A 21,995-nucleotide genomic window follows, 5' to 3' on the forward strand; every position below is an offset into this window, starting at 1 on the left:
ATAACATAAAAAGAAAGGAGGAGCGAAAAGAGTAAGAACCGACTGCTGACTCGCTCCTTTTTACAGGTAAAAGCCATGACCCTTGCAACGATTGATATCGGAGGGACTGGGATTAAGTTTGCTAGTCTCACTCCGGATGGAAAGATTTTAGATAAGGCCAGCACCCCAACGCCAAAAACTCTAGAAGATTTGTTGGTTTGGTTGGACCAGCTATTGTCAGAACGTGACTACCGTGGGATTGCCATGAGTGTACCAGGAGCTGTTAACCAAGAAACAGGTGTGATTGAAGGGATCAGTGCCATTCCTTATATTCATGGTTTTTCTTGGTATGAGGCGCTTGCCCATCACCAACTACCTGTCCATCTAGAAAATGATGCCAACTGTGTTGGACTGAGTGAACTGCTGGCACATCCTGAGATTGAAAATGCAGCCTGTGTCGTGATTGGTACAGGGATCGGTGGAGCTATGATTATCAATGGCAAGCTTCACCGAGGTCGTCATGGATTGGGAGGAGAGTTTGGCTATATGACCACCATTGAACCCGCAGAAAAGCTCAACAACTGGTCACAACTCGCTTCTACAGGAAACATGGTTCGCTATGTGATTGAAAAATCAGGTCAGTCTGACTGGGATGGACGTAAGGTCTACCAAGAGGCTGCAGCCGGCAATGCCCTTTGCCAGGAAGCCATTGAGCGCATGAATCGTAATCTTGCTCAAGGACTGCTCAATATCCAGTATCTCATTGACCCAGATGTGATTAGCCTAGGTGGCTCTATCAGTCAAAACCCAGATTTTATCAAAGGGGTTCAAAAAGCAGTGGACGCCTTTGTGGACAGATATGAAGAATATACCATCGCTCCAGTCATTCAAGCCTGCACCTATCAGGCAGATGCCAATCTCTACGGTGCCCTTGTCAACTGGTTACAGGAGGAAAACCAATGGTAACTTTTACAGGACTTAGTCCCAAACAAGCCCAATCTATCGAAGTATTAAAAAATCACATTTCTCTACCAGATGTAGAAGTGGCAGTCGCTCAGTCTGACCAAGCTTCTATCTCTATCAAGGGGGAGAAGGGGCAGTATCAACTGACCTACCGTAAACCTCATCAACTCTACCGTGCTTTATCTGTGCTAGCAACAGCTTTAGCAGAAGGGGACAAGGTAGAGATTGAAGAGCAGGCGGCCTATGAAGATTTAGCCTATATGGCGGACTGTTCGCGCAATGCCGTGCTCAATGTCGCATCTGCCAAGCAGATGATTGAGGTCTTAGCTCTTATGGGTTATTCAACTTTTGAGCTCTACATGGAAGACACTTATCAAATCGAGGGACAACCTTACTTTGGTTATTTCCGTGGAGCATACTCTGCTGAAGAGTTACAAGAAATTGAAGCCTACGCCCAGCAGTTTGACATGACCTTTGTCCCATGCATTCAGACCTTGGCCCACTTGTCAGCCTTTGTCAAATGGGGGGTTAAGGAAGTCCAGCAACTCCGCGATGTAGAAGACATTCTCCTCATCGGTGAAGAAAAAGTTTATGACCTGATTGACGGCATGTTTGCGACGTTATCTAAATTACAAACTCGCAAGGTCAACATCGGGATGGATGAAGCTCACCTAGTTGGTTTGGGACGCTACCTCATCTTGAACGGTGTGGTGGATCGGAGTCTTCTCATGTGCCAACACTTGGAGCGCGTCTTGGATATTGCGGACAAGTATGGTTTCCACTGCCAGATGTGGAGCGATATGTTCTTTAAGCTCATGTCAGCAGATGGCCAGTACGACCGTGAGGTAGAAATTCCAGAGGAAACGCGTGTTTACCTAGACCGTCTCAAAGACCGTGTCACCTTGGTTTACTGGGATTATTATCAAGATAGCGAGGAAAAATACAACCGAAACTTCCGTAATCACCACAAGATTAGCCAGGATATCGCCTTTGCAGGTGGTGCCTGGAAATGGATTGGTTTTACGCCCCACAACCATTTCAGTCGTCTCATTTCAGTAGAAGCCAATAAAGCCTGCCGTGCCAACCAGATCAAGGAAGTCATCGTGACAGGTTGGGGGGACAACGGTGGTGAAACGGCCCAGTTCTCGATCCTGCCTAGCTTACAAATCTGGGCGGAACTCAGCTACCGCAATGATTTAGAGCGTCTATCTGCCCACTTCAAGACCAATACAGGTCTATCAGTTGAGGACTTCATGCAGCTGGATCTAGCCAACCTCTTGCCAGACCTACCAGGTAATATACATGGTATCAACCCCAACCGCTATGTCTTTTATCAGGATGTCCTCTGTCCAATCCTTGACAAGCACATGACTCCTGAACAGGACAAACCACACTTTGCCCAGGCAGCTGAGACTCTTACTGCTATCAAAGAAAAAGCTGGCGTCTACGTCTATCTCTTTGCAACCCAGGCTCAGTTGAATGCTATTTTAAGTAGTAAAGTGGATGTAGGTCGACGCATCCGTGAGGCCTATCACACAGGTGATAAAGAGAGTTTGCGACAAATTGCTAGAGAAGAATTGCCAAAATTAAGAAGCCAGATTGAACACTTCCATGCTCTCTTTAGCCACCAATGGTTGAAAGAAAACAAGGTCTTTGGCTTGGATACCGTAGATATCCGTATGGGTGGACTCTTGCAACGCATCAAGCGCGCAGAAAGCCGTATTGAAAACTACCTAGCAGGCGAAATCTCTCGTATCGATGAACTAGAAGTAGAGATCTTACCATTCAATGATTTCTACGGGGATCAGGACTTCGCAGCCACAACAGCTAATCAATGGCACACCATTGCGACGGCCTCAACCATTTATACAACGTAAAAAATGCCAAGTTGGATGACAGGTATCTCATCCACGGTGGGATAGGAGTAGAAGAGGAGCTGTCTTTACGATCACCCTTTTCTACTCCTTTTTTTAAAGCTATGTCATAAATTTGTAGAATTTTTTCTATAATTAGGAGTTTGAAAATATAAATGGGCTATCTTATAATAGGTGATGTAAACGCTACTAAAGTAAATAAACACGCTCAAGGCTCAAAGGGGGGAGTGAAATGAAAAAGTTTGTAAGGACTCTGAGAGAAAATTTCATTTTTCTTTTAATGGTCTTACCTGGTGCAGCGTGGTTAATCTTATTCTTCTATATTCCGGTTTTTGGGAATATCGTAGCATTTAAGGACTATCATATTACGGGAGAGGGCTTCATTGACAGTGTCATGAAGAGTAAGTGGGTTGGCTTTGACAACTTCAAATTCCTCTTTAGTTCCAAAGATGCCTACATTATTACAAGAAACACGGTATTGTACAACTTAGGATTCATCTTCTTAGGATTGATTGTTTCCGTTGGGATCGCCATCATCTTTAGTGAGTTGAGATCAAAAAGAGTGGTCAAGGTGCTTCAAACCTCCATGCTCTTCCCATACTTCCTATCATGGGTTATCATCAGCTTCTTCACCGATGCCTTCCTTAACGTGGACAAAGGATTGGTCAACCACATCTTAACTTCATTTGGCATGAAGGCCATCAATTTCTATTCGGAATTGTGGATCTGGCCAGCGCTTCTCCTCTTCTTAGGAATCTGGAAAGGCTTTGGTTATAGCAGTGTCATGTACTATGCAACCATCATGGGAATCGATCCAACCTTCTATGAAGCAGCGACCGTGGATGGTGCGTCTAAGTGGCAACGCATTCGCAACATCACCATTCCTCAGTTGTCTTCCTTGATTACAGTCTTGACCATTCTTGCAGTCGGAAATATCTTCCGCGCAGACTTCGGTCTTTTCTACCAAATCCCGCATAATGCTGGAGCGCTCTATAGCGTAACCAACGTTATTGATGTTTATGTCTACAACGGTTTGACCAAGTCAGGGGATATCGGGATGACAGCAGCAGCCGGTCTTTACCAATCGGTAGTCGGTTTGGTTCTTGTTTTGATCTCAAATATCATTGCCCGTCGCATTGATAAGAATGCCGCTCTCTTCTAGAAAGGAGGATCGTATGAAAAAATCAACCATTCAAAAAGAAAAAATTGATAATGTCGGGATCCATTCTTTCAGTAAGAAGAGCAACTTCTTCTTTACCTTGTTGTTGACCTTGGTCGGCTTGACCTGTGTGCTTCCCTTCATCTTCGTTGTCATGATCTCTTTGACAGACGAACAAAGTTTGGCAGTCCATGGCTTCCAATTCTGGCCAGCAAAATTTGGATTTGATGGTTATCTCTTCTTGGTACAATTCAAAGACAAAATCTTGCAAGCCCTCTTCATTACCTTGTTTGTGACCATTGTGGGAACAGCATGTAATGTCTTTATCACCACAACTTATGCTTACGCAATCTCACGGAGTACCTTTAAATACCGCAAGTTCTTTACCGTATTTTCACTCCTTAGTATGCTCTTTAGTGCAGGGTTGGTTCCAAGCTACATTGTGACCACTCAACTCTTGCAGTTAGGTGATACCATCGGGGCTTTGATTATCCCAATGTTGCTCAGTCCATTTAACATCATCTTGATGCGGACCTTCTTTAAACGGACCATTCCAGAAGCTATCCTTGAATCCGCTCGGATCGATGGGGCAAGTGAAACACGGATCTTCTTCCAAATCTGCTTGCCATTGTCTCTACCAGGGATTGCGACCATCAGTTTGTTCACTGCTTTAGGGTTCTGGAACGACTGGTTTAACGCCCTCCTCTATATTAAGAGTGACAACCTTTACCCCTTGCAATACCTCTTGATGCAAATCCAAAACAATATGGATTACATCGCTAAAAACGTCGGGGTATCCGGCCAATTGGCAGGAGCTGTACAATCCATCCCACGGGAAACAGGACGTATGGCCATGGTGGTTGTGGCAACAGTGCCAATCGCCATTCTCTATCCATTCTTCCAACGCTACTTTGTAAAAGGCTTGACCATCGGTGGTGTGAAAGAATAACATCGTTCATTGAAAATCAACAGGATTTTCAACTCATAACTTAGTCTAAAAAGAAAATAACATAAAGGAGATTTTTCTTATGAAAAATTGGAAAAAATACGCGTTAGCATCTGCTAGTGTCATTGCTCTTGGAGCTACTCTTGCTGCTTGTGGAAGCCTTACAGGGAACAACAAGAAATCAGCAACAACTGAAGATGGTAAACCAATCATCAAGATGTACCAAATCGGTGACAAACCAGATAACTTGGATGTTCTTCTTAAAAATGCCAACAAGATCATTGAAAAGAAAGTTGGCGCAAAATTGGATATCCAATATCTTGGTTGGGGTGACTACGCACAAAAAATGAACGTCATCATCTCATCTGGTGAAAACTATGATATTGCCTTTGCCAACAACTACGTTATCAATGCTCAAAAAGGTGCCTATGCTGACTTGACAGAATTGTACAAGAAAGAAGGGAAAGAACTTTACAAAGCACTTGACCCAGCATACATCAAAGGGAACACTGTAAATGGCAAGATCTATGCTGTTCCAGTAGCAGCTAACGTTGCATCTTCTCAAAACTTTGCCTTCAACGGACCACTTGTTGAAAAATATGGTATCGACATCTCAAACGTCAAAGACTATGCTTCTCTTGAACCAGTCTTGAAAGCCATTAAAGAAAAAGATCCAAACGTTGTTCCATTTGCCATGAACAAGAGCTACGGTGGACCTTCAGATGACTTCGACTATGTAGCTGTTGATGGACTTCCATTCGTTGTTGACTTGAAAGGTGACACTACGAAGATCGTTGACCGTTACACAATCCCTCGTTATGTAGAAAACTTGAAGACTCTTCACAAATACTACGAAGCAGGATACATTCCAAAAGACGTAGCTACAAGCGATACTGGATATGACCTTTCTCAAGATACTTGGTTGGTACGTGAAGAAACAGTAGGACCTGCTGACTACGGTAACAGCTTGCTTACTCGTGTAGCAAACCGTAAGATCGACATCAAACCATTTACTGAACTTTACAAGAAGAACAACACCACTCAAGTAGCTAACTTTGTTATCTCAAATAACTCTAAGAACAAAGAAAAAGCAATGGAAGTGTTGAACCTTTTGAACACTAATCCAGAACTCTTGAACGGACTTGTTTATGGACCAGAAGGCAAGAACTGGGAAAAAGTTGAAGGTAAAGAAAACCGTGTGAAAGTCTTGGATGGCTACAACGGAAACACTCACATGTCTGGATGGAACACTGGTAACAACTGGATTCTTTACATCAACGAAAACGTAACAGATGAACAAATTGCACAATCTAAGAAAGACTTGGAAACTGCAAAAGAATCTCCAGCACTTGGTTTCATCTTTAACACAGATAAAGTGAAATCAGAAATCACAGCTCTTACAAATACTTTGAACCAATTCGCAGGTGCGATCAATACTGGTACTGTGGATCCTGAAGTAGAAGTTCCTAAGATGCTTGAAAAATTGAAATCAGAAGGTGCTTACCAAAAAGTGCTTGATGAAATGCAAAAACAATACGATGAATACCTTGCTTCTAAAAAATAAGAACAGGTAGTGTGAAAAGGCTTTGGAGGAATCTCCAGAGCCTTTTTAATCCTTTATGAAAATGAATCTTGGAAATGAAAATCAATATTTCAATTCACTAATGCAAATATGAGGAAAGCGTTTTATTTTTATGATATAATAGAATAACTAATTGGGAAAGAGGCTGAATGATGGGAAAAATCATCGAGTTCATTTTTACGAGAGTCTATGTTGCCATGCTGGTAACAGGGATTTTTTGGGTCTTGACGATCTGTGGGGGTGTTCTGCTAGGAGTAGGACCGGCTAGTGCCACTATCATGAGCCTCTATGCGGAAAATGGCATGACCTACAAGGACTATCATTGGTCACGCGCTTGGGAACTCTTCAAAGAAAATCTGGTTCCGGCTAATCAAGTCTTTTACACCTTCTTTGCCATTGAAGGAATCCTCCTCTATGGCATGTACCTCATGATCCAGATTCCTCACTTAAATTTCTTCCAAATTTTGGTTCTCCTGTTTAATCTAGTTTTCCTCTTGGTTGCGCCTCTAGCTTACGCCGTTTATTTGAAATTGCAAGTGCATTTTGCTCTCTCTTATGCCAACAGTATCAAGCTCAGTTTGATCGGAATGTTGCTGGACATTCGTCCGGTTCTCAAGCTCATCCTTGGAACAGCGCTACTTGGCGTCATTAGCTACTATATGCCAGCCCTTCTCTTTTTCGTCTTGATCGGTGTCTGGCATTTCTTTGTCAATGATATCTTTGACCCTGTTTATCAAAATATCCACGAAAAATTGGTATCCTAACGATGAAAAAAATCTGGTTAAGTACGCTTTTAAAATTCTACGCCTATGTCATGGTGGTCATTTTGACCATTATGGGTCTCGTCGTAGCGGGGATCTCTTGGAAAAACCAGCAAGCTGAAGCCGATCGGATCGCCCAACGGGTCTTGACAGAAGTCGTGACGGATCTCGAGACCTCTTATCAGCGGGTCACACAAGAAGGGCGTAGTCTCGTTGAAAACCCTGCTAAGTTAGAAGGGGTTTATCGCTATTTTACCTTGTCACCATCGGAGTATGAGACTTGGCGATTGAATGCCCAGTTCCCTTCTTATATCCAATTGTCTCTACATAAGAATATTGACAGTCTCTATTTGAGCAATAAAAACATCGAGAGCATCGATGTCACCTTGTCGGATTACAAGACAGTATTTGTCTCTACCCGGCAATCAAAGGGAGGCAAGCAAGTATCGGCGGACCATTACAAGGCTCCTGCGACAGCTATTCCAGTTCCTTTGACAGACCCGACTACGGGTGCTGGAGTTGGGATTGCTTATATGACTTTGGACCAGGACATTTTGACGGCAGCGATTGACAATGCCAGAGGCGATCTTCCGGTCGCTGTGCGAGTCTTCACTCCCTTTGGGAAAGAGATGTACCATGAAGGAGATAAAGGACAATCAAAGGATATTAAATGGCAAACTCGTAGCACGATCTATGGCTACAAGGTGGATGTAGCTGTTTCAGAAAGTTATTTGGTCAAGAAAGGTCTAGCCAACCTGACCACTTTTCTCTCCATTGCTTTCTTGATTTTCTTGATCCTTTACTTATTAATGCGACAAATTTTCAAAAATTACCGTCGCCAAGTCCTTGATCTGGTCGATACCATGAATCTAATCAGTCAAGGCGATAGTGAACGACGGATTGATACCTCGACCAAGGACCAAGAACTGCTGGTTATTGGTAATATGATCAATACCATGTTGGACAATATGGATAAGAATATTCGGGATATCTATCAGCTACAGCTCAGCCAAAAGGATGCCAATATGCGGGCACTACAAGCCCAGATCAATCCCCATTTCATGTACAATACACTGGAATTTATCCGGATGTATGCCGTCATGCAAGAGCAGGATGAATTGGGTGATATTATCTATGAGTTTAGTAGTCTCTTGCGCAATAATATCTCAGATGAGCGAGTGACGACGGTTGAAAATGAGCTCGAATTTTGTCGCAAATACAGCTACCTCTGCATGGTACGTTATCCCAAATCGATCGCCTATGGCTTTAAGATCGATCCAGGTTTGGAAAAAATGAAGATTCCAAAATTCACCATCCAGCCTTTGGTCGAGAACTATTTTGCACATGGAGTGGATCACAAACGCAAGGACAATGTGATTAGTGTCAAAGTCTTGCAAGGAGAAGGGCAAGTCATGATTCTAGTTACTGATAATGGGCGCGGGATGGAAGAAGAACAGCTAGAAAGCATTCAAGAGATACTAGCCAATCGCAATCCACGCTCAGAAATCGAAGAAAAGAGTGGGCGGCAGTCCATCGGAATTATCAATGTTCATGAACGCATGCTACTCTATTTTGGAGATCGCTACCATATCCAAGTCTTCTCCCAACCTCACCATGGAGTGACCTATACGATAACCATTCAAGATGAATAAAGGAGACAGAATGTACAAAGTCTTATTAGTAGACGATGAGTATATGATTACAGAAGGGTTAAAAAAATTAATCCCCTTTGACCACTGGAATATGGAAGTGGTCGCAACTGCTGAAGATGCAGACCAGGCCCTTGATTATGTGCGAGAACATCCGGTGGATGTGGTGATCACGGATGTCAATATGCCTGGAAAGACCGGACTTCAGATGATTGCTGAGATGAAGGATTTGATGCCAGATGCTGCTTTTATCATTATGTCAGGCTATCAGGATTTTGAATATGTCAAAACAGCCCTCAATTTGCGCGTGGCAGACTACCTGCTCAAACCTGTCAATAAGGTGGAGATGGGCAATATCTTAGAAAAAATTCAGCACCAAATCCAGCAACCAAGCCAAGAGTTGGCCAACCGCTTGATTCACGATGATATCTCTGAGGAAGAGTTTTGTCGGTATATCGCAGGACGAAACTCACTGTGGATTGGGGTTGCTAAGGAGAAAAAAGGCTTTATCAGCTCGTCTTACCAAGTTCTCGGGCAAAATCTTCAACTCTTTATCTCAGAGCAAGAAGAAGAAGCCATGATTGAGAAGGCCTTTGAGCCACCTTATAAGGAGCACTTCCATCAATTTAAGGACCTAGTGGAGCGGAGTCTCTTTTATGGAGCGACCCCTCTCAATCAAGATGAGGAAGTCTTTAACTACTACGAGCCGGCCTACCGGGTGATCATGCAAGGAAATATCCAACAGATCTTAGAAGAACTGGACTGGTTGGAAAAAATGATCCTTGAGAAGACACCTAAGGTTTCGCTGACCAAGCAGCTCTTTATCCAATTTTTGATGGATGTCTTTCATTTGTTTGAATACCTGCAAGGAGATGATTTGGCCGATGTGGTCAAGAAAGTCCAAGAAGCTGCTACCTTTAGCGAGATGATTAGCTTCATCCAGGAAGAGTTGTCCCGTTTCTTATCCCACTATCGGATGAACGAAAATGTAGCGAGTGTCCTCCAAGTGATTAGCCGTGATTACCAAAAAGAGCTGTCACTCAAGGACATCAGTCAGGCTCTCTTTATCAATCCAGTCTATTTAGGCCAATTGATTAAACGAGAAACCAATGCAACGTTCGCGGAACTCCTCAACAAACAGCGGATTAAGGCTGCCCAGCAGCTCCTCTTATCGACCAATGACAGCATTGAAGATATCTGCTATAAAGTCGGTTACAGTAATGTGGGCTATTTCTACAAGGTTTTCCGTAAACTCTGTGGAAAATCGCCTAAAACCTATCGCTTACAAGTCATGACAGATCATGAAGAAGATGAGTAAAAGGCTGAGACGATTTGTCTCAGCCTTTTCACTTTTCATTTTACATCCTTTGTATCTTGATTTTCCCAACCAGCAGCTCAGCTTCAATGGTGATTTCTGTGAGTTGGGTCCAGTCGATTTTTTCTTGGTCAACGTGAAATAGAAGGGGGGTCATGGCGAGGAGCGCCTGGCGTTCTTCAGGAGTTAAACTCTTGGTGAGGCTGACCGTTTCGGATGAGAGGATCTGGCAGTGGTCTTCAAAGTGCTCCAAAATTTCCTGGTTGGAGTAGGACTGCTTGGTCAATTGATCTTGGGCCAACTGACGAATTTCTTTTAGATGAGAAGAGGTTGGAACGACCTTAATGATGACCCCTTCAGCCTTTAAGACACGCTCAAATTCAGCGTAATTAGCCGGGGAGAAGATGTCCAAAATGACCTCCATACTCTTGGATTGAATGGGTAGATGAGCCAAGTCTCCTACAAACCAATTGACCTTCCAGCTAGCGTCACTCTTGGCAGCTAGTTGCACAGATTCCTTGGAAAGATCAAAGGCATAGAAAGTAGCCTTGGGATAGGCTTCTTGTAGCTTTCGGGAGTAATAGCCTTCTCCACAACCGATATCTAGAATTCTGGCATCACTGGTCGGAATTTTTTGTCCGATCGCTGTTAGAATCGGCTCATAAAAACCTGCTTCCAAGATTAGCTGGCGATTCTGGAAATTTTCTTTGTCATAGTCCTTCGATTGTTTGATCTGGGGAGCCAGGTTGACATAGCCAAATTTCGCTAAATCAAAAGAATGGCCCTTGGGACATTTAAAACTGGTCCCCACAAGTTCTAGGTCCAATTGACAGATGGGACAGGCAAATGCAGTGGCTGTTTGAAATCGTTGTAATTTTGGTTTAATCGGTGTATTCATATTAGTAGTGTAACAAAAGAGCCACTAGATAGCAACCGATGCTCTAATAGAGTACCAAACAGAATATGAGCTGATAGAAAAAGGAAATTCACTGATGCCGATTTTAAAGGACTTGAATCAATGGGGAAAAGAATGGCTGCAATAAATTTTTTCCTCATTTTAATCTCTTCGATCTCGCCACTCATCTCTTCATTTTGACCACTTATCCTCAAAAGCCGTTTTTTAAACGGCTTTTTTGCTAGACTGGTTCTATCAAAAGGAGAGAGAACATGATATTACAAGCTAAAAACATCAGTAAACGATATGGAAATCATTTAGCCGTAAACAATATTCACTTACAGTTTGAAAAGGGAACGTTTAATGCGATTCTAGGACCAAATGGGGCGGGAAAATCAACGACAATTTCCATGTTGATTGGTTTGAAACAACCAACGCAAGGTGAAATCATCTATGAACCCGGTACTAAAATTGGTGTGGTCTTCCAGACTAGTGTTTTAGATGAGATGCTGACGGTTAGAGAAAATCTGACCATTCGTGCCAGACAGTATAAAGGTTTGAAACCTAATCGTGTATCTAGTCTCATTGATCGGCTAGGTCTATCAGCTTTCCAAAAGCAGAAATACGGGACGCTTTCAGGTGGCCAAAAGCGTCGGGTTGACATTGCGCGTGCCCTGCTCTCACAACCAGATATTCTTTTCTTAGACGAACCAACGACAGGTTTGGATATCCAAACCCGGAAGTCTATTTGGGATTTGCTTTATCAATTGCAGAAAGAAGAGGGGATGACTGTTGTTTTGACCACGCATTATCTTGACGAGGCAGATGAAGCTGATCAGATTTATATTGTAGACCATGGGGAAGTGATTGCTCAAGGATCGGCACTAGATATTAAGAGTCAGTATGCTACTAATATCTTGAAGATTCGTTTCAAGGAGAGACAGCAGATAGAAAGTCTCAAATCTTCGGGAATGTCAGTAGAGCAACAAAGTCAATTGGAGTATGTTTTTCAACCTGAGAGTGAAAGGGAAGCCATTGATTACCTGACACAAGTTAGAGATAAAATAGCCCATTTTGAGTTTCGTCCAGGGACCATGGATGATGCCTTTATTGCACTTACAGGAAGGGAGGTTCGCTAATGCTAGCCTTACTAAAGCGAAATTTTTTATTGTACTTCAGGAATCGTTCAGGAGTTTTCTTCTCCCTGTTGGGAGCCTTGATTTCCTTTGTTCTCTATATTATTTTTCTTCAAAAAAATCTAACAGATGCTTGGGCTCAGCTCCCCAATAGAGGTCCTGTGTTAAATAATTGGTTAATGAGCGGGACGCTGGCAGTGACAGGCATCACGACAAGTCTGGCTGCCCTGACTCAGCTAGTAAAGGATCGTGAACGTCAAGTAGATCAGGATCTTTATTTATCGGACCAAGGAAAGTGGCGGTTACCATTTTCGTATCTAACGAGCGCAATCATCATCTCTTTTTTCATGCAGGCCCTTATGTATGTGCTGATGTGTGGCTATTTTAGAGAAGTTCCAACCCTTTCTCTATTACCTGAGGTACTCCTCATCATGCTACTTAGTAGCCTGCTTTCTAGTTTAGTGAATGCCATTTTTGTTTATTTTTTCCATTCCGTAGACAGTCTTGGGAAGTTTTCGACCATAGTGGGTACAGCTTCTGGTTTTTTGGTAGGGACTTATGTACCTTTAGGTGTTCTACCTGATTTTGCACAACTACTAATGAAATGTACTCCAGCAACTTATATTGCTGCACTTTATCGACAAGTACTCATGAAAGAAGCATTAAATGAGACCTTTAAAGGTCAAGATAATCTTCTTCGAGAGTTTCAAGAAAAAATGGGTGTTCAGCTCAAATGGCAAGCTTTATTGACAAAGGAACAAACATACCTTATAGTGTTAGGTGGTATTCTTCTAGCTTTGGGGATTTGGGTTCCCTTAGCAAAAAGATCGAATAAAAGAAAGTAAGTGAGAATTGGAGTAGGAATGAAGATTCGTTTTGAGGAAAAACAGGATATCCCAGAAAACGACCCCTGTGTGGTCGTTCAAGCCAAGCAATTATCTGATCAAGCACGAGAGGTGATGGACTATCTCGAACAATTTTCGACAGTGAATCAAGTAGTGATCCCTATCAAAACAGATGATCATTTGATCATGGTGAAAATTGATGACATTATTCTAGCCGAGATTGATAAGAGTCAGCTAACCATTTATACGACAGACAAAACGTTCACCGTCAGAGATACTTTGACAAATTTTCAACATCGGATTAATCGTCGTAATTTTTTACAGATATCCCGCCACGCGGTGATGAATATCGACCATTTAGAATCGCTATCGGATAGTTTTTCAGGCAATATGATGGCTAAACTGACACGCGGAGTGAAATCAAGTGTCAGTCGGAAATATGTCAAATCCTTAATGGATTATTTAGGGGTATAGGAGAAAGTGATGAAACGAGTTATAGCTTATTTTGTATCTGGTATGAGGACAGGATCCTTCTTTTATTTGTGTTTGGTGTTATTATCCCATGTCTATCCCAACATCGTCTATCCCGCTGTAAATGTCCGCAACATCTTGGCGATCTTTTTGATGAGTGGGACAATGGGGGTCTTGACGTTCATTCTTGAGGAAGAAGAGTTTTTGACCTATAGTTTGCGTGTGGCCTTGCATTTAGTTGTGACAGCTGCCATCTTAGCATTGACCTACTTATTTTTTGGCTGGGGGACAGCCTTGCGGAGCCCGATTCCTTGGTTGATCTTTCTAGCCATTTACGGCCTGATCTGGCTGTACCAGATTTGGCAACTCCATAAAAAAACTCAACGAATCAACCAAGCTTTGTTGCATCGCAGAAAAGGGAAATAGTCTCAGAAAAAGTGTATAAGAAAACCACGAAGTTCATACGAAACTTCGTGGTTTTACTTTCTTAATAAGTCAAAACAAAGTATTTTTTCTTACCGCGACGGATAACGGTCAATTCATTTTCTAATTTATCGCTATCGCTCAAGACATAGTCAAGGTCTTGGATGCGTTCGCCATTGACGTAGATCGCTCCATTTTGAACATCTTCGCGGGCTTGGCGTTTAGAATTCACTACACCAGCTGTGACCAAGAGCTCAACAATGTTGAGGTTGTCTTCTGCTTGGACCTGGTAGTTTGGCACACCACGAAGGCCTTGTTTGAGTTCTTTGACAGAAAGGTTTTTGATATTTCCTGCAAAGAGTTGTTCCGTGATGTTGAGAGCTTCCTTGTAAGCTTCTTCACCGTGAACGAGGGTGACCACTTCACGCGCCAAGATCTTTTGAGCCAAGCGTTCATGAGGAGCAGCCTCAAACTGTTTGCGGATCTCTTCGATTTCATCGAGTGACAAGAAAGTGAAGATCTTCAAGAAGCGCACAGCGTCGGCGTCCATCACATTCATCCAGAATTGGTACATTTCGTAAGGAGATGTTTTGTCTGCATTGAGCCAGACGGCATTGCCTTCTGATTTACCGAATTTCTTACCAGTTGCATCTGTGATCAAAGGCACAGTCATAACATGACCAGTTTTATCTGCCTTACGACGCATCAACTCAGTACCAGCTGTCATGTTTCCCCATTGGTCAGATCCACCGATTTGAAGGGTGACATTGTGTTCTTGGTTGAGGACGTAGAAGTCATAGCCTTGCATGATTTGGTAGGCAAACTCCGTGTAAGAAATTCCTGTCTCAATCCGTTTTTTAACAGATTCTTTACTCATCATAGCATTGACCGTAAAGTATTTTCCGACATCACGAAGGAAGTCAATAAAGCTAATGCTTCCGAACCAATCGTAGTTGTTGACCATTTCGGCTTTGTTGTCACCATTTTCAAAATCGAGGAAACGAGACAATTGCCCTTGAATGGAGCGAACCCATTCTTGAACAGTTTCTTTTGTTTGGAGACTACGCTCAGCATCTTTGAAGGACGGATCTCCAATGAGACCAGTCGCACCGCCAACGAGCGCGTAAGGTTTGTGGCCTGCTAGTTGAAGGCGACGGCTCGTTAAGATGGCAACCAAGTGACCAAGGTGAAGGCTGTCAGCAGTTGGATCATAACCAGTATAATAAGAAACCTGACCTTCTTCCAGTGCTTTGCGCAAGGCTTCTTCATCCGTCGTTTGAAATACCAAACCACGCTCTTTTAGCTCATCAAAAATGTGCATGTGTCTTTTCTCCTTTATAAGTTTATTCATTTCTCTATTCTACCATAAACCACGGAAATGGCAATGCTTTCCATCATTTTCTTGCGCTTCTCTAGGAAGAATGAGTGACGATTTCTACGCTCTTGTGATTGAAAACAAAGGGGCTAATCTGCTATAATATAGGGAACAAGGAGAAAGAATCAGTGAATCAATTAAAAGAGAAGCTGCAAGAGTTTTGGAAGAAAGTCCAAAAATTCTTTGCAAAGATGTATACAGAAACTCCGAATAAGGAAAAAAATGAAGAAAGTAGCTGGTCTGTCGGCGATATTTTTGCGACCTTTTTGAGGACGCTCAAACTCTTGTGGGATGTGATGATCGCCTTATTTGTGTGCCTCTTTTTATTTGGCGCAGGGATCGGGATTGGTTATGCAGCAAGCCTCTTTAGCAATGTCAAGGTTCCAAAGACAGAAGAACTGGTCCAGCAGGTTCGCAATGTCAGCAGTGTTTCAAAACTGACCTATTCCGATAAGAGCCTGATTGCAGAAGTGGACAGTGATTTGATCCGCACGCCGGTAGCTGGAGATGCCATTTCCGACAATGTCAAAAAGGCTGTGATCGCTACTGAGGATGAGAACTTTGAAAGCCACAAGGGGGTTGTGCCCAAAGCTGTTCTTCGGGCGACGCTTGGATCTGTAGCCGGTGTCGGTTCCTCTAGTGGGGGATCGACCTTAACCCAGCAGTTGATCAAACAGCAAGTCGTAGGAGATGCTCCCACCTTTACTCGTAAGGCGACAGAGATTGTCGATGCCCTAGCTTTAGAGAGGGGAATGGATAAAAACGAAATCCTAACCACCTACTTAAACGTCTCGCCTTTTGGACGAAACAATCGGGGGCAAAATATTGCAGGTGTGGAAGCCGCGGCTCAAGGGATCTTTGGCGTCTCTGCGAAAGACTTGTCTGTTCCACAAGCAGCCTTTATCGCGGGCTTGCCACAGAGTCCGATTGTCTACTCCCCTTATGCTGCAGACGGTAGCCTAAAGAGCAAGGAGAACCTCGAGTTAGGTTTGGCGCGTGCCAAAGATGTCTTGTTCAATATGTACCGGACGGGAGCCTTATCGAAAAAAGACTATGAAACCTATGCTCAGTACGACTTGACCAAAGACTTCATTGCTCCAGATGGCATCGAGAAAACACCGCATGACTACCTCTACTTCCAAGCAATGGAAGAAGCAAAAGAGGCCATGTATGATTACTTGATCAAGCGAGACAATGTAACCAAGCAAGACCTGAAAAATAATGAAACTGTCAAGGCTTATCAAGAATTAGCTGAGAGTGAGTTGCGCGAAGGTGGTTACACTATCCAAACCACTATTAACAAACCGGTTCACAATGCGATGCAGGCTGCAGTCGCGAATTTTGGAAGCGTCTTGGATGATGGAACGGGACTGGTAGAAGTTGGGAATGTCCTGATGGACAACCGAACGGGTGCTGTTTTAGGATTTATCGGTGGTCGAAATTTTGATGGTAACCAAAACAACCATGCCTTTGATACAGAACGTTCCCCAGGATCTACTATCAAGCCACTGTTGGCCTACGGGATTGCCATCGACCAAGGCTTGATGGGAAGTAATAGCATCCTTTCTAACTACCCAACTAATTTCTCAAGTGGGGAGCCGATCATGCACGTGGATAGCCGAGGAACAGCCATGATGGATCTCCGTGAGGCCCTCAATACCTCGTGGAATATTCCGGCTTACTGGACTTACCGAACCCTTCGTGAAAAGGGTGTGGATGTCCCATCCTACATGAAGAAAATGGGCTATGATATCCCTGAATATGGCATTGAGAGTCTACCAATGGGGGGAGGAATTGAGGTCACTGTTGCCCAACATACCAACGGTTTCCAAACCATTGCTAACAATGGGAACTACCTCAAACGCTACATGGTGGAGCAAATCATCGACCGAGATGGGGATGTAGTCTACAAGCACGAAGCAGATCCGGTTCGTGTCTACTCTCCAGCAACAGCAACGATTATGCAGGATCTCTTGCGTGGGGTCATCACATCTGGTGCCACAACGACCTTTAAGTCACGGATTAGCCAAGTCAACCCAACGCTGGCAGGTGCTGACTGGATTGGAAAAACTGGTACCACCAACTCAAACGGGGATATGTGGTTGATGTTGTCCACCCCAAATGTTTCTTTAGGAGGTTGGATCGGTCATGACAACAATGCTTCCATGCAAACCTTGACCGGATACAACAACAATGCTCAATACATGGCGCAGTTGGCGAATGCGATCTACCAAGCAGATCCAAGTCTCTTTGGGATTCAGGATAAATTCACTCTCGATAAGAGTGTGATCCGTTCTGAAGTGCTCAAATCGACTGGTGAAAGACCGGGCCGCGTCAATGTCAATGGCCGGGATATCGATGTGAGCGGTCAAACGGTAACCAGTCTTTGGGCTAAAAACGGAGCGCCAACCACTCAATACCGCTTTGCCATCGGGGGATCGGATAGCGATTATCAAAGTGCTTGGGCAGCAATTCTCGGCAATACCAGTGGCAATCAGTCGAATAATAAGAACAATTCGACAACCAATAGTTCATCAAGCAATAGTTCAAATCGAAATAGTTCCAATCGCGGCAATCGACGCTAGTCTGATCCAGTAGAAAACCTAGAGAAAGCCTTGATTTTTGGAGCAAAAAACGATATAATAGTGATAACTAATTTGTCGTGTGCTTTATTTGAAATATTGTCCAAATAAGAGCTTACAGCAGTTAAATCTTACTTGAATAAGTCGATTTAGCTGCTCTTTTTGTGCCTATTTTTCAGGAAAACCCTAGTTTGTTACACAAATTTAATTTTTCTAAAAATTACAAAAAGCGACGAATAAGGTGAAGAGACAGCTCTTCACGTGATGCAAATCACAAAATTGTAGTTAAAACCGGATAGGTGGTAGGAGTGATGTTACCAAGCTATCCTAGTATAGAAAAAGGAGCTAAAAACTTTGGCAGGACATGACGTTCAATACGGGAAACATCGGACCCGTCGTAGTTTTTCAAGAATCAAAGAGGTTCTTGATTTACCAAACTTGATTGAAATCCAGACAGACTCATTCAAAGATTTCTTGGATCATGGCTTGAAGGAAGTATTTGAAGATGTGCTTCCAATCTCAAACTTCACGGATACAATGGAATTGGAATTTGTGGGTTATGAAATCCGCGAACCCAAGTATTCGCTTGAAGAAGCGCGCATTCACGATGCCAGCTACTCAGCACCAATCTTTGTGACCTTCCGTTTGGTCAACAAAGAAACAGGTGAAATCAAGACCCAAGAAGTTTTCTTTGGTGATTTCCCAATCATGACTGAAATGGGAACCTTCATCATCAATGGTGGAGAACGGATTATCGTATCTCAGTTGGTCCGCTCACCAGGTGTCTACTTCAATGATAAGGTGGACAAGAATGGTAAGATTGGTTATGGATCTACTGTTATCCCTAACCGTGGAGCTTGGTTAGAGCTTGAAACTGACTCAAAAGACATCGCCTACACACGCATCGACCGCACACGTAAAATTCCATTTACAACGCTTGTGCGTGCTCTTGGATTCTCAGGAGATGATGAAATCATCGATATCTTTGGGGATAGCGAATTGGTTCGCAATACCATCGAAAAAGATATCCACAAAAATCCAATGGATTCACGGACAGATGAAGCCCTCAAAGAAATCTATGAGCGTCTTCGTCCAGGTGAACCAAAGACAGCGGAAAGCTCACGTAGCTTGTTGGTGGCCCGTTTCTTTGATCCACGTCGTTATGACTTGGCACCAGTTGGTCGCTATAAGATCAACAAGAAACTCAATATCAAGAACCGCTTGTTGAACCAAACGATTGCAGAACCGTTGGTGGATGCTGAAACAGGAGAAATCCTTGTAGAAGCTGGTACCGTGATGACGCGCGATGTCATCGACAGCATCTCAGGACAATTGGATAACGGTTTGAACAAAATCACTTACATTCCAAATGATGCTGCTGTTTTGACAGAACCAGTTGAATTGCAAAAATTCAAAGTTGTCGCTCCAACAGATCCAGACCGTGTTGTCACCATCATCGGAAATGCTAATCCATCTGACAAAGTACGCATCGTAACTCCAGCAGATATCTTGGCAGAGATGAGCTATTTCTTGAACCTTGCAGAAGGAATTGGCCGTGTAGATGATATCGACCACCTTGGAAACCGTCGGATTCGTGCCGTTGGTGAATTGCTTGCCAACCAAGTGCGTCTTGGACTTTCACGGATGGAACGAAACGTTCGCGAACGGATGTCTGTGCAAGATAACGATATCTTGACACCACAACAAATTATTAACATTCGTCCAGTAACTGCAGCGATCAAAGAATTCTTTGGTTCTTCACAGTTGTCACAGTTCATGGACCAACATAACCCACTTTCTGAGTTGTCTCACAAACGTCGTTTGTCTGCCTTAGGGCCTGGTGGTTTGACACGTGACCGTGCCGGATATGAAGTGCGTGACGTGCACTATACCCACTATGGTCGTATGTGTCCAATCGAAACACCTGAAGGACCAAACATCGGTTTGATCAACAACTTGTCTTCATACGGACACTTGAACAAATATGGTTTCATCCAAACGCCATACCGGAAAGTGGACCGTGAAAAAGGTGTAGTGACCAACGAAATCGTTTGGTTGACAGCCGATGAAGAAGATGAGTACATCGTCGCTCAGGCCAACTCTAAGTTGAACGAAAAGGGTGGCTTTGCTGAGCCAATCGTTATGGGACGTCACCGTGGTAACAACCAAGAGTTCCCATCTGATCAAGTCGACTACATGGACGTGTCTCCAAAACAAGTAGTTGCCGTTGCGACAGCATGTATTCCTTTCTTGGAAAACGATGACTCCAACCGTGCCCTCATGGGTGCCAACATGCAACGTCAAGCTGTTCCATTGATTGATCCAAAAGCCCCTTATGTGGGTACTGGTATGGAATACCAAGCAGCCCATGACTCAGGAGCTGCAGTCATTGCTCAACATGATGGTAAAGTTACCTATGCAGATGCGGACAAGGTAGAAGTTCGTCGGGAAGATGGATCTCTTGATGTATATCACATCCAAAAATTCCGTCGTTCAAACTCCGGTACAGCCTACAACCAACGTACTCTGGTTAAAGTTGGTGAAACCGTTGAAAAAGGTGACTTTATCGCTGACGGTCCATCGATGGAAAAAGGGGAAATGGCCCTTGGTCAAAACCCAATCGTCGCTTACATGACTTGGGAAGGGTATAACTTCGAGGATGCCGTTATCATGAGCGAACGCTTGGTGAAAGAAGATGTCTACACATCTGTTCACTTGGAAGAATTCGAATCAGAAACACGCGATACCAAGTTAGGCCCTGAAGAAATTACCCGTGAAATTCCAAACGTCGGTGAAGATGCTCTTCGTGACTTGGATGAAACAGGTATTATCCGTATTGGTGCGGAAGTAAAAGAAGGCGATATCCTTGTCGGTAAGGTAACACCGAAGGGTGAAAAAGACCTTTCTGCTGAAGAACGTCTCCTTCACGCGATCTTTGGAGATAAATCTCGTGAAGTGCGTGATACTTCTCTTCGTGTACCTCACGGTGGAGATGGAGTCGTTCGCGATGTTAAGATCTTTACACGTGCAAACGGTGATGAATTACAATCTGGTGTCAACATGTTGGTTCGTGTTTACATTGCACAAAAACGTAAGATCCGCGTCGGAGATAAGATGGCCGGTCGTCACGGAAACAAAGGGGTTGTGTCTCGTATTGTTCCAGTTGAAGATATGCCTTACCTTCCAGACGGTACACCGGTTGATATCATGTTGAACCCTCTTGGGGTGCCATCACGTATGAATATCGGTCAGGTTATGGAACTTCACCTTGGTATGGCAGCTCGTAACTTGGGTATTCACATCGCAACACCAGTCTTTGATGGAGCAAGCTCAGAAGATCTCTGGGATACTGTGAAAGAAGCTGGTATGGATAGCGATGCTAAGACGATTCTTTACGATGGACGTACAGGTGAGCCGTTTGACAACCGTGTCTCTGTCGGTGTCATGTACATGATCAAACTTCACCACATGGTTGATGATAAACTCCATGCCCGTTCAGTCGGACCATACTCAATGGTTACCCAACAACCACTCGGAGGGAAAGCTCAGTTTGGTGGACAACGTTTCGGGGAAATGGAAGTGTGGGCCCTTGAGGCTTATGGTGCATCAAATGTCCTTCAAGAAATCTTGACTTACAAGTCAGATGATGTCAACGGACGTTTGAAAGCCTATGAAGCGATTACCAAAGGTAAACCAATTCCAAAACCAGGTGTACCAGAATCCTTCCGCGTTCTTGTCAAAGAATTGCAATCACTTGGTCTTGACATGCGTGTCTTGGACGAAGATGATCAAGAAGTGGAACTTCGTGACCTTGATGAAGGGGAAGACGATGATGTGATTCATGTGGATGACCTTGAAAAAGCACGTGAAAAAGCAGCAAAGGAAGCAAAAGCAGCCTTTGATGCCGAAGAATCAGAAAAATAATCAGTAAAAATGATTGTCCTGTGAGCAACCAATGCTTCTAGCAGGATGATTCGATAACAAGATACAGACACAAGGAGGTGGCAGAAAGTTTCCTTTCTTCCTCCACCTAAGCTGTA

16 protein-coding genes and 1 pseudogene are annotated in these 21,995 nt (G+C 43.5%); 15 read left to right on the forward strand and 2 right to left on the reverse strand.

Annotation, left to right across the window (positions count from 1 at the left end):
• Positions 1 to 75: 75 nt before the first annotated feature.
• The 8 genes from NMM13_RS06815 (at position 76) to NMM13_RS06850 (ending at position 10,231) form a co-directional block, all read left to right on the forward strand.
• The gene (locus tag NMM13_RS06815) at positions 76 to 945 is read left to right on the forward strand and encodes an ROK family protein (protein WP_254728580.1); all 870 of its coding nucleotides are present in this window, start codon (positions 76 to 78) and stop codon (positions 943 to 945) included.
• A complete protein-coding gene (locus tag NMM13_RS06820) occupies positions 939 to 2,819 on the forward strand; it encodes a beta-N-acetylhexosaminidase (RefSeq protein WP_254728578.1) in 1,881 nt (626 codons plus the stop codon). The genes NMM13_RS06815 and NMM13_RS06820 overlap by 7 nt, the downstream gene beginning before the upstream one ends.
• A 229-nt stretch (positions 2,820 to 3,048) precedes the next feature.
• Entirely contained in the window at positions 3,049 to 3,978 is a 930-nt protein-coding gene (locus NMM13_RS06825; RefSeq protein ID WP_118228506.1) for a sugar ABC transporter permease, read from the forward strand.
• 13 nt (positions 3,979 to 3,991) lie between these two features.
• Positions 3,992 to 4,924, forward strand: a complete 933-nt coding sequence (locus NMM13_RS06830) for a carbohydrate ABC transporter permease (RefSeq protein WP_003004100.1) — start codon at positions 3,992 to 3,994, stop codon at positions 4,922 to 4,924.
• 79 nt (positions 4,925 to 5,003) lie between these two features.
• Complete coding sequence (locus NMM13_RS06835; RefSeq protein ID WP_254728576.1) at positions 5,004 to 6,485, forward strand: ABC transporter substrate-binding protein; 1,482 nt, start codon at positions 5,004 to 5,006, stop codon at positions 6,483 to 6,485.
• 170 nt (positions 6,486 to 6,655) lie between these two features.
• Entirely contained in the window at positions 6,656 to 7,267 is a 612-nt protein-coding gene (locus tag NMM13_RS06840; protein ID WP_254728595.1) for a YesL family protein, read from the forward strand.
• Positions 7,268 to 7,269: 2 nt separating this feature from the next.
• Entirely contained in the window at positions 7,270 to 8,916 is a 1,647-nt protein-coding gene (locus NMM13_RS06845) for a sensor histidine kinase (RefSeq protein ID WP_254728574.1), read from the forward strand.
• Between the two features lie 10 nt (positions 8,917 to 8,926).
• Positions 8,927 to 10,231: a response regulator transcription factor gene (locus tag NMM13_RS06850; RefSeq protein WP_254728571.1), complete on the forward strand. Its 1,305-nt coding sequence runs from the start codon at positions 8,927 to 8,929 to the stop codon at positions 10,229 to 10,231.
• A gap of 40 nt (positions 10,232 to 10,271) precedes the next feature.
• On the opposite strand, the gene NMM13_RS06855 is transcribed toward NMM13_RS06850, so the two are convergent.
• On the reverse strand, positions 10,272 to 11,126 hold the full coding sequence (locus NMM13_RS06855) for a putative RNA methyltransferase (RefSeq protein WP_101770920.1): 855 nt from the start codon (positions 11,124 to 11,126) through the stop codon (positions 10,272 to 10,274).
• 58 nt (positions 11,127 to 11,184) lie between these two features.
• On the opposite strand from NMM13_RS06855, the pseudogene NMM13_RS06860 reads away from it, so the two are divergent.
• From NMM13_RS06860 to NMM13_RS06880, 5 genes and pseudogenes are all read left to right on the forward strand, one after another.
• Positions 11,185 to 11,271: pseudogene (locus tag NMM13_RS06860) on the forward strand (winged helix-turn-helix transcriptional regulator); the annotation flags it as partial.
• Positions 11,272 to 11,395: 124 nt separating this feature from the next.
• Complete coding sequence (locus tag NMM13_RS06865; RefSeq protein WP_214259668.1) at positions 11,396 to 12,262, forward strand: ABC transporter ATP-binding protein; 867 nt, start codon at positions 11,396 to 11,398, stop codon at positions 12,260 to 12,262.
• Positions 12,262 to 13,104, forward strand: a complete 843-nt coding sequence (locus tag NMM13_RS06870; RefSeq protein WP_254728569.1) for an ABC transporter permease — start codon at positions 12,262 to 12,264, stop codon at positions 13,102 to 13,104. The genes NMM13_RS06865 and NMM13_RS06870 overlap by 1 nt, the downstream gene beginning before the upstream one ends.
• Positions 13,105 to 13,122: 18 nt before the next feature.
• Positions 13,123 to 13,578, forward strand: coding sequence for a LytTR family DNA-binding domain-containing protein (locus NMM13_RS06875; RefSeq protein ID WP_214259666.1), 456 nt, complete (start codon positions 13,123 to 13,125; stop codon positions 13,576 to 13,578).
• Between the two features lie 9 nt (positions 13,579 to 13,587).
• Complete coding sequence (locus NMM13_RS06880) at positions 13,588 to 14,001, forward strand: DUF3021 domain-containing protein (protein WP_003004151.1); 414 nt, start codon at positions 13,588 to 13,590, stop codon at positions 13,999 to 14,001.
• A gap of 61 nt (positions 14,002 to 14,062) precedes the next feature.
• Here NMM13_RS06880 and tyrS read toward each other — a convergent pair whose 3' ends face one another.
• Positions 14,063 to 15,319 carry a tyrosine--tRNA ligase gene (gene tyrS / locus NMM13_RS06885; RefSeq protein WP_003004779.1) on the reverse strand — a complete coding sequence of 419 codons (1,257 nt, stop codon included), beginning with the start codon at positions 15,317 to 15,319 and terminating at the stop codon, positions 14,063 to 14,065.
• A 182-nt stretch (positions 15,320 to 15,501) separates the two neighbouring features.
• On the opposite strand from tyrS, the gene pbp1b reads away from it, so the two are divergent.
• Together pbp1b and rpoB are read left to right on the forward strand one after the other, a co-directional pair.
• Positions 15,502 to 17,958: a penicillin-binding protein PBP1B gene (gene pbp1b / locus NMM13_RS06890; protein WP_254728567.1), complete on the forward strand. Its 2,457-nt coding sequence runs from the start codon at positions 15,502 to 15,504 to the stop codon at positions 17,956 to 17,958.
• Positions 17,959 to 18,309: 351 nt separating this feature from the next.
• Positions 18,310 to 21,879 carry a DNA-directed RNA polymerase subunit beta gene (gene rpoB, locus NMM13_RS06895; protein ID WP_254728565.1) on the forward strand — a complete coding sequence of 1,190 codons (3,570 nt, stop codon included), beginning with the start codon at positions 18,310 to 18,312 and terminating at the stop codon, positions 21,877 to 21,879.
• Positions 21,880 to 21,995 lie beyond the last annotated feature (116 nt).

The organism is Streptococcus sp. CF8_St5-11 (assembly GCF_024295625.1).
GTDB lineage: Bacteria > Bacillota > Bacilli > Lactobacillales > Streptococcaceae > Streptococcus.

Bases quoted from the DNA above. Each gene is read 5' to 3' on its own strand.
- NMM13_RS06815 (WP_254728580.1), top strand. From the start codon at position 76: ATGACCCTTGCAACGATTGATATCGGAGGGACTGGGATTAAGTTTGCT.
- NMM13_RS06820 (WP_254728578.1), top strand. From the start codon at position 939: ATGGTAACTTTTACAGGACTTAGTCCCAAACAAGCCCAATCTATCGAA.
- NMM13_RS06825 (WP_118228506.1), top strand. From the start codon at position 3,049: ATGAAAAAGTTTGTAAGGACTCTGAGAGAAAATTTCATTTTTCTTTTA.
- NMM13_RS06830 (WP_003004100.1), top strand. From the start codon at position 3,992: ATGAAAAAATCAACCATTCAAAAAGAAAAAATTGATAATGTCGGGATC.
- NMM13_RS06835 (WP_254728576.1), top strand. From the start codon at position 5,004: ATGAAAAATTGGAAAAAATACGCGTTAGCATCTGCTAGTGTCATTGCT.
- NMM13_RS06840 (WP_254728595.1), top strand. From the start codon at position 6,656: ATGGGAAAAATCATCGAGTTCATTTTTACGAGAGTCTATGTTGCCATG.
- NMM13_RS06845 (WP_254728574.1), top strand. From the start codon at position 7,270: ATGAAAAAAATCTGGTTAAGTACGCTTTTAAAATTCTACGCCTATGTC.
- NMM13_RS06850 (WP_254728571.1), top strand. From the start codon at position 8,927: ATGTACAAAGTCTTATTAGTAGACGATGAGTATATGATTACAGAAGGG.
- NMM13_RS06855 (WP_101770920.1), bottom strand. From the start codon at position 11,126: ATGAATACACCGATTAAACCAAAATTACAACGATTTCAAACAGCCACT.
- NMM13_RS06865 (WP_214259668.1), top strand. From the start codon at position 11,396: ATGATATTACAAGCTAAAAACATCAGTAAACGATATGGAAATCATTTA.
- NMM13_RS06870 (WP_254728569.1), top strand. From the start codon at position 12,262: ATGCTAGCCTTACTAAAGCGAAATTTTTTATTGTACTTCAGGAATCGT.
- NMM13_RS06875 (WP_214259666.1), top strand. From the start codon at position 13,123: ATGAAGATTCGTTTTGAGGAAAAACAGGATATCCCAGAAAACGACCCC.
- NMM13_RS06880 (WP_003004151.1), top strand. From the start codon at position 13,588: ATGAAACGAGTTATAGCTTATTTTGTATCTGGTATGAGGACAGGATCC.
- tyrS (WP_003004779.1), bottom strand. From the start codon at position 15,319: ATGCACATTTTTGATGAGCTAAAAGAGCGTGGTTTGGTATTTCAAACG.